At 72.7% G+C, this 12,669-nt stretch carries 12 protein-coding genes; 10 read left to right on the top strand and 2 right to left on the bottom strand.

Going from position 1 to position 12,669, the window contains the following annotated elements; all coding sequences use genetic code 11:
- The first annotated feature begins 59 nt into the window (after positions 1-59).
- The 4 genes from D458_RS0126750 (at position 60) to D458_RS0126735 (ending at position 3,219) form a co-directional block, all read left to right on the top strand.
- Complete coding sequence (locus tag D458_RS0126750; RefSeq protein ID WP_017589787.1) at positions 60-1,244, top strand: phosphoglycerate kinase; 1,185 nt, start codon at positions 60-62, stop codon at positions 1,242-1,244.
- A 219-nt stretch (positions 1,245-1,463) separates the two neighbouring features.
- Positions 1,464-2,243, top strand: a complete 780-nt coding sequence (tpiA, locus tag D458_RS0126745; protein ID WP_017589786.1) for a triose-phosphate isomerase — start codon at positions 1,464-1,466, stop codon at positions 2,241-2,243.
- A gap of 288 nt (positions 2,244-2,531) precedes the next feature.
- Complete coding sequence (gene secG, locus D458_RS0126740) at positions 2,532-2,768, top strand: preprotein translocase subunit SecG (RefSeq protein WP_017589785.1); 237 nt, start codon at positions 2,532-2,534, stop codon at positions 2,766-2,768.
- A gap of 79 nt (positions 2,769-2,847) precedes the next feature.
- Complete coding sequence (locus D458_RS0126735; RefSeq protein WP_083927594.1) at positions 2,848-3,219, top strand: RNA polymerase-binding protein RbpA; 372 nt, start codon at positions 2,848-2,850, stop codon at positions 3,217-3,219.
- 331 nt (positions 3,220-3,550) lie between these two features.
- On the opposite strand, the gene D458_RS0126730 is transcribed toward D458_RS0126735, so the two are convergent.
- Entirely contained in the window at positions 3,551-3,811 is a 261-nt protein-coding gene (locus tag D458_RS0126730; RefSeq protein ID WP_017589784.1) for a hypothetical protein, read from the bottom strand.
- A 134-nt stretch (positions 3,812-3,945) separates the two neighbouring features.
- Here D458_RS0126730 and D458_RS0126725 point away from each other — a divergent pair, with 134 nt between their 5' ends.
- Positions 3,946-4,641 carry a hypothetical protein gene (locus tag D458_RS0126725; protein ID WP_017589783.1) on the top strand — a complete coding sequence of 232 codons (696 nt, stop codon included), beginning with the start codon at positions 3,946-3,948 and terminating at the stop codon, positions 4,639-4,641.
- A 42-nt stretch (positions 4,642-4,683) separates the two neighbouring features.
- Here the strand turns inward: D458_RS0126725 and D458_RS0126720 are convergent, their stop codons facing one another.
- Positions 4,684-5,457, bottom strand: a complete 774-nt coding sequence (locus D458_RS0126720) for an IclR family transcriptional regulator (protein WP_017589782.1) — start codon at positions 5,455-5,457, stop codon at positions 4,684-4,686.
- Between the two features lie 103 nt (positions 5,458-5,560).
- On the opposite strand from D458_RS0126720, the gene hutH reads away from it, so the two are divergent.
- Genes hutH through hutI form a run of 5 tightly spaced genes read left to right on the top strand, consistent with a single transcriptional unit; the run spans position 5,561 to position 12,646 of the window.
- Positions 5,561-7,108: a histidine ammonia-lyase gene (gene hutH, locus D458_RS0126715; RefSeq protein WP_026119709.1), complete on the top strand. Its 1,548-nt coding sequence runs from the start codon at positions 5,561-5,563 to the stop codon at positions 7,106-7,108.
- 24 nt (positions 7,109-7,132) lie between these two features.
- The gene (gene hutU / locus D458_RS0126710; protein WP_017589780.1) at positions 7,133-8,791 is read left to right on the top strand and encodes a urocanate hydratase; all 1,659 of its coding nucleotides are present in this window, start codon (positions 7,133-7,135) and stop codon (positions 8,789-8,791) included.
- Positions 8,788-10,026, top strand: a complete 1,239-nt coding sequence (locus D458_RS0126705) for an allantoate amidohydrolase (RefSeq protein ID WP_017589779.1) — start codon at positions 8,788-8,790, stop codon at positions 10,024-10,026. The genes hutU and D458_RS0126705 overlap by 4 nt, the downstream gene beginning before the upstream one ends.
- Positions 10,023-11,426, top strand: coding sequence for a formimidoylglutamate deiminase (locus D458_RS0126700; protein WP_026119708.1), 1,404 nt, complete (start codon positions 10,023-10,025; stop codon positions 11,424-11,426). The genes D458_RS0126705 and D458_RS0126700 overlap by 4 nt, the downstream gene beginning before the upstream one ends.
- Positions 11,423-12,646 (top strand): imidazolonepropionase, encoded by a 1,224-nt coding sequence (gene hutI, locus D458_RS0126695; RefSeq protein WP_017589777.1) that lies wholly within the window; start codon positions 11,423-11,425, stop codon positions 12,644-12,646. The genes D458_RS0126700 and hutI overlap by 4 nt, the downstream gene beginning before the upstream one ends.
- Positions 12,647-12,669 lie beyond the last annotated feature (23 nt).

Raw genomic sequence — 12,669 nt, 5'->3', positions numbered from 1 at the left:
CCCTTCCCGGCCCCACCGGCCGGGGCCCCCAGACTTCACAACCCAACGAGGAGACCAGCATGCGGACGATCGACGAGCTCGACGTCTCCGGCAAGCGCGTGTTCGTCCGGGCCGACCTGAACGTGCCCCTGGACGGTGACCGCATCACCGACGACGGGCGCATCCGCGCGGCCCTGCCGACCATCACCGAGCTCCGTGAGCGCGGGGCCCGCGTCATCGTCGCTGCCCACCTGGGCCGCCCCAAGGGCGCCCCGGACCCCCAGTACTCCCTGCGCCCCGTCGCCACCCGCCTGGGCGAGCTGCTCGGCACCGAGGTCGCCTTCGCCGCCGACACCGCGGGCGAGTCCGCCCGCGCCACCGCCGCGGCCCTCGGGGACGGTGAGGTCGCGCTCCTGGAGAACGTGCGCTTCGAGCCCGGTGAGACCAGCAAGGACGACGCCGAGCGCGGAGAGCTCGCCGACCGCTTCGCCCAGCTCGCCGACCTGTACGTGGGCGACGCCTTCGGCGCCGTGCACCGCAAGCACGCCAGCGTCTTCGATCTGCCGGGCAAGCTCCCGCACGCCGTCGGCGGCCTGGTCCTGGCCGAGGTCGAGGTGCTCAAGAAGCTCACCGAGACGCCGGACCGCCCCTACGTCGTGGCCCTGGGCGGTTCCAAGGTCTCCGACAAGCTCGCCGTCATCGACAACCTCCTCGGCACCGCGGACCGTCTGCTCATCGGCGGCGGCATGGTGTTCACCTTCCTCAAGGCCAAGGGCTACGAGGTCGGTTCCAGCCTCCTGGAGACCGACCAGATCCCCGTCGTCACCGAGTACCTGGAGCGCGCCGAGCGCGAGGGTGTGGAGATCGTCCTGCCCGTGGACGTCGTGGCCGCCGAGAAGTTCGCCGCCGACGCCCCGCACGACGCCGTCGGCGTCGACGCCATCCCGGCCGACCGCATGGGCCTGGACATCGGCCCCAAGAGCCAGGCGCTCTTCGCCGAGAAGCTGGCCGACGCCCGCACCGTGTTCTGGAACGGCCCCATGGGCGTGTTCGAGATGGCCCCCTACGCCGGCGGCACGCGCGCCCTGGCCCAGGCCCTCACCGACTCGGGTGCCTTCACCGTGGTCGGCGGCGGTGACTCCGCCGCGGCCGTGCGCGCCCTGGGCTTCGACGAGGCGGCCTTCGGCCACATCTCCACCGGCGGCGGCGCCAGCCTGGAGTACCTGGAGGGCAAGGACCTTCCCGGTATCGACGCCCTCGCCTGACTGTGTTCGATTGGGCCTCCGCTTCGCTTTGGCCCACCCGTCGCCCGCCACCGCCCTCAACGGGCGGCCTGGCGGCCGACGGTACTTCCCGGGCAATCCCACCTCCGGCACCTCCCCGGGTTTCCTGCAACACCACCTGCCGGCGCCCGAACGGCAACCCCCTGTGGCTCAGGCCCAGGGGCAGCAAGCCTCCTCCGACGATTTCGAAGAGAGTCACAGATGACCAAGCGCCAGCCGCTCATCGCGGGCAACTGGAAGATGAACAACAACCACTTCGAGGCGATCGCCCTCGTCCAGAAGCTGGCCTTCGCCCTGAAGGACAAGGACTACGACAACGCCGAGGTCGTCGTCCTGCCGCCGTTCACCGACCTGCGCAGCGTGCAGACGCTGGTGGACGGTGACAAGCTGCGCATCGGGTTCGGTGCCCAGGACATCTCCGCCCACGACAAGGGCGCCTACACCGGTGAGATCTCCGGCGCCATGCTCGCCAAGCTGGAGTGCTCCTACGTCCTGGTCGGCCACTCCGAGCGCCGCGAGTACCACAACGAGGACGACGCCCTGGTCAACGCCAAGGTCAAGGCCGCCTACAAGAACGGGATCGTCCCGATCCTGTGCGTGGGCGAGGGCCTGGAGGTGCGCAAGGCCGGGCAGCAGGTCGAGCACGTCCTGTCCCAGCTGGACGGCGCCCTGAAGGAGATCCCGGCCGAGCAGGCCGAGAAGATCGTCATCGCCTACGAGCCCGTGTGGGCCATCGGCACCGGCGAGGTGGCCACCCCCGAGGACGCCCAGGAGGTCTGTGCCGCGATCCGCGGGCGCCTGGCCGAGCTGTACTCCTCCGAGGTCTCCGGTGCGGTCCGCGTGCTCTACGGCGGCTCGGTCAAGGGTGACAACGCCCCCGGCATCATGGCCAAGGAGGACGTCGACGGCGCCCTCGTCGGTGGTGCCTGCCTGAAGGCCGAAGAGTTCGCCAAGGTGATCCGATTCGGTGAGAACGGCTGACCAAACGTCTCGGATGACCCGGCCGGTCACTCTCTGATGTCCAGGGGTGACGGGCCGGGTGTCCGACAGGTGCCCTGTTCGGGCTAGACTTCGCTGTGGGGATTCCCGTGCCTCGTGGTTTCCCCTCCCGCGCCGTCGCCGGCGCGGTAAAATCCGAAAACGTCCCCGGTCTCCTCCTTCCGTGACCCGCTCCCGATCCGGTGCCCTCTTGCCGGTGCTGGTGCGGGTGGGAAAAGGGGGACCGAGGTGTCCATCCCCCCGCTGCGGGGTCGAGCTACGGGTGAGCGTGTGATCCTCGGTCTGTCCATCTTCGTGATGCTTCTCAGTGTGCTGCTGATCCTCCTCGTGCTGATGCACAAGGGTAAGGGCGGCGGCCTGTCCGACATGTTCGGCGGTGGTATCACGTCCTCGCTCGGAGGATCGTCCGTTGTCGAGCGCAACCTCGACCGGATGACCGTCGTCCTCGCGGTCACGTGGATCGTGGCGACCGTCGTGCTCGGCCTGCTGATCAACCGGGGAATGTAGCGCGCCGATCGGCCGCAAGCCCCCTCGTCCAAGTCAATCTCGCCCGAGTCAATCAGCGAGTTCGCCGAAGGAGTTTTTCGTGGGTAGTGGCAGTGCCATCCGTGGCAGCCGAGTCGGAGCCGGTCCTATGGGCGAGGCGGAACGGGGCGAGGCCGCTCCCCGCGTTCGGGTTCCGTTCTACTGTGCGAACTTGCACGAGGTCATCCCCAGCTTCGCCAGCGAAGCCGCGGTCCCTGACGAGTGGGACTGCCCGCGCTGCGGTTTCCCCGCCGGCAAGGACAAGGCCAACCCGCCTTCGCCGCCGCGTACCGAGCCGTACAAGACGCACCTGGCGTACGTGAAGGAGCGCCGGAGCGAGGAGGAGGGCAAGCTCATTCTCGATGAGGCCCTCGCCAAGCTCCGTGCCGACCGCGCCGCGGTCGAGGCCCACATGAAGGCCTCCCAGAACTAGGCGCAGGGGGAGCGGCCGCCCGCGGTTCAGGGGCTCAGCGGCTCTCTCTCCGGGTCTTCCGTCGGGGCCCGTCACCGGACCAGATCCGGTGACGGGCCCCGACGTGTGTCCGGGGTGTCCGGGGCCGGGGGAGCGAACCGCAGAAGAGATGAGGAAAGCGCATTCTTTCTCATTCTCGGGACCGGTGTGGTTGGTGGGAAATACGATGACCGACACACCCCCGAAGCCCCCTTCCTGAGGAGTTGGTGTCGATGTCAGCGTGCCCTACCGGCGGCGACCACGACTGGATTCTCGGCGACGACCGCAAGTTCCAGTGCGCCAAGTGCGGAGCTCAGAGCGCCAGGCGGTTCTGAAAACCCCCACCCGGCCGCGCGGTGCCCCGCGCCTCGGGTTCGTTCTTGGCCCTGGCCTGCCAGGTCACGGCTGTCCCCAGGCTCTCGGCGACCCCCTTGGCCCAACGCTCCAACGGCGCGAACCGCTCCTCCCCCTCCTCGTCGAGCATCGTCTGCCCCTGGTAGACGATCCCCTCGATGACCAGGACCTCCCCGTCCACCAGGAGCGCGGTCTCGTACTCTCGTGTGCTCCGCCTCATGGCACAGGACTGTAGCGCCGGGGAGCGTCGGACATCAGGTGTTTGCCGGGATTGACCGCACACGGTCGTACACAGACGACAAAGCGGGGTGAGCCACCGCACCAAGCACCTCGGAACCTTGGAAGAATGGGGGTATGGCCTCCCCCGAACAACCGGACGCCTCCCCTGGCTCACGGGGCGTCCCCTCGGACCTGTCCCAGCCACCCGCGAGCGTGTCCCACCTGCGCCGCTACGTCAGCCTGCGCGGCCCCAACGCGCGTATGTGGATGACCGCGGCCTACTTCTCCGGTGCCCTCACTCTGGGGTTCCTGGTCGTGGTGGGCTCCATGCTCTGGCACGTGCTGCGCGAGGAGACCACGGTCAGCTCCGTCACGCTGTGGGCGTTCGCCGCCCTGGTCATGTTCTTCATCGGCCCCGGCAGCAACGTCTTCCTCGTGCGGGGCCTGCCGCAGCGCATCACCCGCCAGGGGATCAGCGCGGACAGCGACGGCATCACCGTGCTCCAGGAGCGCAAGTGGTGGTTCTCCGGTGAGGGCACCTTCATCGCCTGGCCGGAGATCCGCCGTATCCGCGAACTGCACATCGGTACCCGCAGGGTCGCCTACTTCATCGAGTTCGCGCTGGACACCCACCGCACCGACCCCGAACTCCCCAGTTGGGCGGAGACCCCCGAGAGCCTCGACCTGGAGGTCGACCCCGACGCCGCCACGCAGTTCTACGTGCAGGTGCCGCGCGACCGCAAGGAACACATCCTCAAGATGGTGGAGCGCACCGCGCCCCTGCCCTCCGTCGTGGAGCGGACCCGGCCGCTGCGCTCACGCCACCGCTGACCGGACGCCTCCGGGCCCACCTGCTCCGGGACCCGCCGGGGCCTACGGCTGCGGGGGCGGGCCGGGCCGGCCGTTGAGCCTGCGCGTGAGCTCGTCGGCCGCGTCGCGCACCCGCGCGGCCAGCGCCTGCGGGGTGACCGGCCGTGCGCTGGGCACGGTCAGGCTGATCGCCGCCGCGGGGCGCCCGTTGTGGTCCGACGCGGCCGCCGCCACCGAGACGAAGCCCTCGGTGACCTGGCCGCTCTCGATCGCCCACCCCTGCTGGCGCTCCTCGGTCAGCAGCGTGCGCAGTTCCCCCGGGGTGGCGGGCCCCCGACCGGTGCGGTCGGTGAACGCCGCCGCGTCCGGGTACAGGGCGCGCACCTGGGCGCGCGGCAGCCGGGCCAGCATCGCCCGCCCCGAAGCGGTCAGGTGCGCGGGCAGGCGCACCCCCACCCCGGTGATGAGCGTGGGCGCGTGCGGCGGCTGCTCCTTGAGCAGGTACAAGGTGTCCGCGCCGTGCAGCACTCCCAGGTGCGCGGTGGCCCCGGTGCTCTCGGTCAGCTGGTGCAGCAGGGGGCGGGCCAACCGCTCGATCCCGTCGTGGCGCAGGTACGCCGACCCGATCTCGAAGGCCGCCACCCCCAGCCCCCACCGCCGGTCCTCGGGCAGGTGGGTCACGAACCCCTCCTCGGCCATCGCCTCGAGGAGCTGGTAGACGCTGGACCGGGGCAGCCCGAGCCCGTTGGCGATCGCCGAAGCCGACACGGGCCCGGGCCGCGAGGCCAGGAAACGAAGCAGCCGCAGCGCGCGCGTGGCCGCCGGAACAACACTCATGTCCCGATGCTCCCACAGGGCCCGGGCGCGGCTGTCTGGTATTTCGGACAGAACCCACGTGTTGGCACTTCCGGCGGGGTCGCGGACAGGGTCGAATGGGGGCATGTCCACAGCAGTTCCTTCCGTGCCCGTCGGCGGTGCTCCGCTCACCCCGGCCCAGGTCCTCTCCGTCGCCCGCGACGGCGCCCACGTCATCCTCAGCGAGGAGACCCGCAAGGCCGTGCGCCACGGCCGCGAACAGGTCGAGGCGCTCGCCCGGGGCGAGGTCCCCGCCTACGGGATCAGCACCGGTTTCGGCGCCCTGGCCACCCGGCACATCGCCCCCGACCTGCGCGCCCGCCTCCAGCGCTCCCTCATCCGCTCGCACGCCGCCGGGGCCGGCCCCGAGGTGGAGCGCGAGGTCGTGCGCGCCCTGATGCTGCTGCGTCTGCGCACGCTGGCCTCGGGCAACACCGGGGTCGAGGTGGCCACCGTCGAGACCCTGGCCGCCCTGCTCAACGCCGGGATCACCCCGATCGTCCACGAGTACGGCAGCCTGGGCTGCTCCGGTGACCTGGCGCCCCTGTCCCACGTGGCCCTGGCCCTGATGGGCGAGGGGCGGGTGCGTGACGCCGACGGCGAGCTCAAGGACGCTGGGGAGGCCCTGGCCGAGGCGGGCATCCGGCCCGTCGAGCTCGGAGCCAAGGAGGGGCTGGCCCTCATCAACGGCACCGACGGCATGCTGGGCATGCTGTCCATGGCCTGCGTGGACCTGGAGCGCCTGCTCAAGGTCGCCGACATCACCGCCGCCATGAGCGTCGAGGCCCTGCTCGGCACCGACCGGGTCTTCGCCGAGGAGCTCCAGCACCTGCGCCCGCACCCGGGGCAGGCCGCCTCCGCCACCAACCTGCGCGCGATGCTCGCGGACTCGCCGATCGTCGCCTCCCACCGCGGCCCGGACTGCAACCGTGTCCAGGACGCCTACTCGCTGCGCTGCGCTCCGCAGGTCGCCGGGGCCGCCCGTGACACCCTGTCCCACGCCCTGCTCGTGGCCGGGCGCGAACTGGACAGCGTCATCGACAACCCGGTGGTGCTCGACGACGGCCGTGTGGAGTCCAACGGCAACTTCCACGGGGCGCCGGTCGCCTACGTGCTGGACTTCCTGGCCATCGCGGTCGCCGACACCGCGTCGATCGCCGAGCGCCGCACCGACCGCATGCTCGACGTCTCCCGCTCCCACGGGCTCCCGGCCTTCCTCGCCGACGACCCCGGGGTGGACTCGGGCCACATGATCGCCCAGTACACCCAGGCCGCGATCGTCTCCGAGCTCAAGCGCCTGGCCGTGCCGGCCAGCGTCGACTCCATCCCCAGCTCGGCCATGCAGGAGGACCACGTGTCCATGGGCTGGTCGGCCGCCCGCAAACTGCGCCGCGCCGTCGACGGGCTCACCACCGTGCTGGCCGTGGAGCTGCTCACCGCCGCCCGCGCCCTGGACCTGCGCTCCCCGCTGGAGCCCGGGCCCGCCACCGGCGCCGTGCTGCGCGCCGTGCGCGAGAAGGTCGCCGGCCCCGGCCCCGACCGCTACCTGGCCCCCGAGATCGCGGAGGTGGCCGCCCTGGTCGCCGACGGGTCGATCGTCGCGGCCGCCGAGTCCGTCACCCCGCTCGCCTAGCCCCAGCCCTCCGAGGAGATTTCGATGAGCACTGCACGCCCCGTCCGCGCCGCCCGCGGCCTCACCCTGTCGGCCAAGGGCTGGCAGCAGGAGGCGGCTCTGCGCATGTTCCACAACAACCTCGACCCCGAGGTCGCCGAGCACCCCGACGAACTGGTGGTCTACGGCGGCACCGGCAAGGCGGCGCGGGACTGGCGCAGCTTCGACCGCATCACCGCCTCCCTGCGCGACCTGGAGGGCGACGAGACCCTCCTGGTGCAGTCCGGCAGGCCCGTGGGGATCATGCGCACCCACGAGTGGGCGCCGCGTGTGCTGCTGGCCAACAGCAACCTGGTGGGGGACTGGGCCAACTGGCCCGAGTTCCGCCGCCTGGAGGCCGAGGGCCTGACCATGTACGGGCAGATGACCGCGGGTTCGTGGATCTACATCGGGACCCAGGGCATCCTGCAGGGCACCTACGAGACCTTCGCCGCCGTGGCCGCCAAGAAGTTCGCGGGTTCGCTGGCCGGGACCATCACCCTGACCGCCGGGCTCGGCGGAATGGGCGGCGCCCAGCCGCTGGCCGTCACCATGAACGACGGTGTGGCGATCGTGGTCGAGTGCGACGGCAGCCGGATCGACCGCCGTATCGAGCACCGCTACCTGGACGTGCGGGCCGACAACCTGGACCACGCCCTGGAGCTGGCCGTGCGCGCCCGCGACGAGCGCCGCCCGCTGTCCATCGGCGTCCTGGGCAACGCCGCCGAGGTCTTCCCCGAACTCCTCTCCCGCGGCGCGCCGATCGACATCGTCACCGACCAGACCTCGGCTCACGACCCGCTCGCCTACCTGCCGTCGGGTGTGCCGTTCGGGGACTGGAAGGACCTGGCCGCGGCCAAGCCCGAGGAGTTCACCGTCCGGGCCCGCGAGTCCATGGCCGCGCACGTGGAGGCGATGGTCGGCTTCCTGGACGCGGGCGCCGAGGTCTTCGACTACGGCAACTCCATCCGCGACGAGGCACGCGAGGGCGGGTTCACGCGGGCCTTCGACTTCCCCGGCTTCGTGCCCGCCTACATCCGCCCCCTGTTCTGCGAGGGCAAGGGCCCGTTCCGCTGGGCCGCGCTGTCCGGCGACACGGCCGACATCGCCCGCACCGACCAGGCCGTCCTCGACCTGTTCCCCGACAACGACCACCTGACCCGGTGGATCCGCATGGCCCAGGAGCGGGTCGCCTTCCAGGGCCTGCCCGCCCGTATCTGCTGGCTGGGCCAGGGCGAGCGCGCCGCCGCCGGGCAGCGCTTCAACGAGCTGGTGGCCTCCGGGGAGATCTCGGCCCCGCTGGCGATCGGCCGCGACCACCTGGACACCGGTTCGGTGGCCTCGCCCTACCGTGAGACCGAGGGCATGAAGGACGGCTCGGACGCCATCGCCGACTGGCCGCTGCTCAACGCCCTGGTCAACACCTCCTCCGGCGCCTCCTGGGTGTCCATCCACCACGGCGGCGGCGTCGGCATGGGCCGTTCCATCCACGCCGGGCAGGTCAGTGTCGCCGACGGCACCGAGCTGGCCGCAGCCAAGCTCGACCGGGTCCTGACCAACGACCCCGCCATGGGCGTCATCCGCCACGTTGACGCCGGGTACGAGGAGGCCGAGCGCGTGGCCGACGCCCACGGCATCCGGGTGCCCATGAAGGAGGGCGAGTGAGTTTCGACCGGCTCTGGGCCGATCTGGCCCCTGTCGGGCGCTCCGCGGACAGCGGCGGCTACCACCGGTACACCTGGGCGGGCGCCGACACCGACGCCCGCGCCTGGTTCACCGAGGCGGCCGCCGCCCGCGGCCTGGACCTGCGCACCGACCGCAACGGCAACCTGTGGGCCTGGTGGGGAACGCCCGGCCCCGGGGCCGTGGCCACCGGCTCCCACCTGGACTCGGTACCCGACGGCGGAGCCTTCGACGGCCCGCTCGGTGTGGCCAGTGCCCTGGCCGCCGTGGACGAACTCCGCGAGCGCGGGTTCACGCCCGCGCGGCCGCTGGTCCTGGGCGTGTTCGTCGAGGAGGAGGGCGGCCGGTTCGGGGTGCCCTGCCTGGGCAGCCGCCTGACCACCGGGGAGATCGGTCCCGCCCGTGCCCGGGCCCTCACCGACGCCTCCGGTGTCACCTGGGAGCGGGCCATGGCGGACGCGGGCCTGGACCCCGAAGGGGTCGGACCCGACCCCGAACTCCTCTCCCGGCTGGACGTGTTCGTCGAACTGCACGTGGAGCAGGGCCGGGCCCTGGAGGACACCGGCCATCCCGTCGGTGTGGCCGGTGCGATCTGGCCGCACGGGCGGTGGCGGATGGACTTCACCGGCCGCGCCGACCACGCGGGCACCACCCGCCTGGAGGACCGCAACGACCCCATGCTGCCGTTCGCGCACACGATCCTGGCCGCCCGGGCCCTGGCCGAGCAGCACGGCGCCCGGGCCACCGTGGCCAAGAGCCTGATCACCCCCAACGGCACCAACGCGATCCCCTCGCTGGTCAGCGCCTGGCTGGACGCCCGCGCCGCCGACCAGGCCACCCTGAGCGCGGTGGTGGAGGGCGTGCGCGAGGTTGCCGAGCGGACCGCCCGCGAGCACGGGGTCGCCCACACCATGGCGGCCGAGTCCACCACGCCGCTGGTGGAGTTCTCCCACGACCTGCGCGACCGCCTGGCGGCGGTCGTGGGGGCCCGCGCGGCCGAGTCCGCCGGGCCGGTCCCGATCCTGCCCACCGGCGCCGGGCACGACGCCGGAGTGCTCTCCGCACACGTGCCCACGGCGATGCTGTACGTGCGCAACCCGACCGGGGTGTCGCACTCGCCGCAGGAGTGGGCCCGCCCCGAGGACAGCCACGCCGGGGTCCTGGCCCTGGCCGACGTCCTCCAGGACCTGCTCGCCGTTCCGGGAGGGGTCTCGTGAACGGGCAACCGTCGCCCGGGTCCCGCCGGTACTGGTGCGAGTGGGCCTGGCTCGGGGGAGGGGGCCCCGAAGCCGGGGTGGTCCTGGAGGTGGATGGCGCCGGACGGCTGGCCTCGATCGGTCGGGGCGAGGCTCCGGCCGACGCCGAACACCTGCCCGGGCTCACCCTGCCCGGACTGGCCAACGCCCACTCGCACGCCTTCCACCGGGCGCTGCGCGGACGGACCCACAGCGGCGACGGGCACACCGGGGAGGGGCACGCCGGCGGGTCCTTCTGGACCTGGCGCGAGGTGATGTACCGGGCCGCCGAACGCCTGGACCCGGACTCCTACTTCCGTCTGGCCCGGGCGGCCTACGCGGAGATGGCCCTGGCCGGGGTGGCCTGTGTGGGCGAGTTCCACTATCTTCACCACGGCCCCGGCGGCCACCGCTACAGCGACCCCAACGCCATGGGTGAGGCGCTGGTCGCGGCCGCTGCCGACGCCGGGATCCGGATCACCCTGCTGGACGTGTGCTACCTGTCCGGCGGGCTCGGCGAGGACGGCGTCCACCAGCCGCTGGCCGGGCCCCAGCTGCGCTTCGGTGACGGTACCGTCGGCGCCTGGGCCGAACGGGTCAGCGCGTTCACCCCGAGCGGTGCGCACGCCCGCGTCGGAGCCGCGGCGCACTCGGTGCGCGCGGTCCCCAGGGCCGATCTGCCCGAGGTGGCGGAGTTCGCCGACGCGGGGGAGCTGCCCCTGCACGTCCACGTCTCCGAGCAGCCGGCCGAGAACGCCGCCTGCCTGGCCGCGCACGGGCTCACCCCCGTGCGGGTGCTGGCCGAGGCCGGAGCGCTCACCGAACGCACCACGCTGGTGCACGCCACCCACCTCACCGACGCCGACGTGGACACGGTCCGCGCGCACGGGTCCGCCGTGTGCCTGTGCCCGACCACCGAGCGCGACCTCGCCGACGGCCTGCCGCGCACCGGTGACCTCGCGGCCGTCCCGCACCGGGTCCCGCTGAGCCTGGGCACCGACCAGCACGCCCAGCTGGACCTGTTCGAGGAGGCCCGGGCGGTGGAGCTGCACGAGCGCCTGCGCACCCACCGGCGGGGCACCCTGGGCAGCGGGGCGCTGCTGCGCGCCGCCACCGCCGACGGTCACGCGGGGCTCGGTTGGCACGACGCCGGAAGCCTGGTCCCCGGCGCCCGTGCCGACCTGGTCAACGTGTCCCTGGACAGCGTGCGCCTGGCCGGTGCCGACCCCGAACGCGCCACCGACGCCGTGGTCTTCGCCGCCACCGCCGCCGACGTGCGCCACGTGATGGTGGACGGGCGGTGGACCGTCCGTGACGGGGTCCACACCCGGCTGCCCGACACCGCCCGCGAACTCGACGCCGCCATCAAGGAGCTGCTTTGACCGAGACCGAAACCACTTCCGGTGTGCCCGGCACGATCCTCGTCGACGCCATCGGCACCCTGGTCACCAACGACCCCGCCCTGGGGGAGGGGCCGCTCGGGGAGATCACCGACGCGGCTCTCGTGATCGAGGACGGCCGGGTGGCCTGGGCCGGTCCGAGCGCGCAGGCGCCCGCCGCCGACGTGCGCGTGGACGCGGCCGGGCGCTGTGTGCTGCCCGGTTTCGTGGACAGCCACTCGCACATCGTCTTCGCCGGTGACCGCAGCCGCGAGTTCGCCGCCCGGATGAGCGGACAGCCCTACTCCGCGGGCGGCATCCGCACCACGGTGGCCGCGACCCGCGCCGCCACCGACGCCGAACTCCTCGACGGTGCCCGCCGGTTCGTCCGCGAGGCGCACGCCCAGGGCACCACCACCCTGGAGGTGAAGTCCGGGTACGGGCTCACGGTCGAGGACGAGCGGCGCTCCCTGGAGGTGGCCTCCCGGGTCACCGACGAGGTCACCTTCCTGGGCGCGCACGTGGTCGCCCCCGAGTACGCCGAGGACCCCGCCGGCTACGTGGACCTGGTCACCGGGCCCATGCTCGACGCCTGCGCCCCCTACGCCCGCTGGGTGGACGTGTTCTGCGAGCGCGGCGCCTTCGACGAGGAGGCCTCGCGCCGGGTGCTCACCGCCGGGATCGAGCGTGGCCTGCTGCCCCGCGTGCACGGCAACCAGCTGGGCGAGGGGCCCGGGGTCCGGTTGGCGGTGGAGCTGGGGGCGGCCTCGGTCGACCACTGCACCTACCTGACGGCCGAGGACGTCGACGCACTCGCGCAGGCGGCCGAGCGCCCCGAACCGACGGTCGCCACGCTGCTGCCCGGCGTGGACTTCTCCACCCGCCAGCCCTACCCGAACGCCCGGGCGCTCGTGGACGCCGGCGCGATCGTGGCCCTGGCCAGCGACTGCAACCCGGGTTCGTGCTTCACGTCCAGCCTGGCCTTCTGCATCGCCGTGGGCGTGCGCGACATGGGGCTGACCCCGGACGAGGCCGTGTGGTCGGCCACCAGGGGCGGGGCCCTGGCGCTGCGCCGGACCGACGTGGGCCACCTGGCCCCGGGCGCCCGCGCCGACCTCACGCTGCTGGACGCACCCAACCACCTCTACCTGGCCTACCGGCCCGGTGTGCCCCAGGTGGCGGCGGTGTGGAAGGACGGCGCCCTGGTGGCCGGCCGGCCCTGACCGGCGGCCGGGCGGCGGGTCTC

The sequence above is a fragment of the Nocardiopsis ganjiahuensis DSM 45031 genome (genome assembly GCF_000341085.1).
GTDB lineage: Bacteria > Actinomycetota > Actinomycetes > Streptosporangiales > Streptosporangiaceae > Nocardiopsis > Nocardiopsis ganjiahuensis.
Note: the sequence above shows the minus strand (reverse complement) of the source record. Positions and strands in the feature narration are given on the sequence as shown.

Excerpts from the sequence above, each read along its gene's own strand:
- hutU (WP_017589780.1), top strand. The coding sequence starts at position 7,133 with ATGAGCACTGCACGCCCCGTCCGCGCCGCCCGCGGCCTCACCCTGTCG.
- D458_RS0126720 (WP_017589782.1), bottom strand. The coding sequence starts at position 5,457 with ATGAGTGTTGTTCCGGCGGCCACGCGCGCGCTGCGGCTGCTTCGTTTC.
- tpiA (WP_017589786.1), top strand. The coding sequence starts at position 1,464 with ATGACCAAGCGCCAGCCGCTCATCGCGGGCAACTGGAAGATGAACAAC.
- D458_RS0126730 (WP_017589784.1), bottom strand. The coding sequence starts at position 3,811 with ATGAGGCGGAGCACACGAGAGTACGAGACCGCGCTCCTGGTGGACGGG.
- hutH (WP_026119709.1), top strand. The coding sequence starts at position 5,561 with ATGTCCACAGCAGTTCCTTCCGTGCCCGTCGGCGGTGCTCCGCTCACC.
- D458_RS0126725 (WP_017589783.1), top strand. The coding sequence starts at position 3,946 with ATGGCCTCCCCCGAACAACCGGACGCCTCCCCTGGCTCACGGGGCGTC.
- D458_RS0126750 (WP_017589787.1), top strand. The coding sequence starts at position 60 with ATGCGGACGATCGACGAGCTCGACGTCTCCGGCAAGCGCGTGTTCGTC.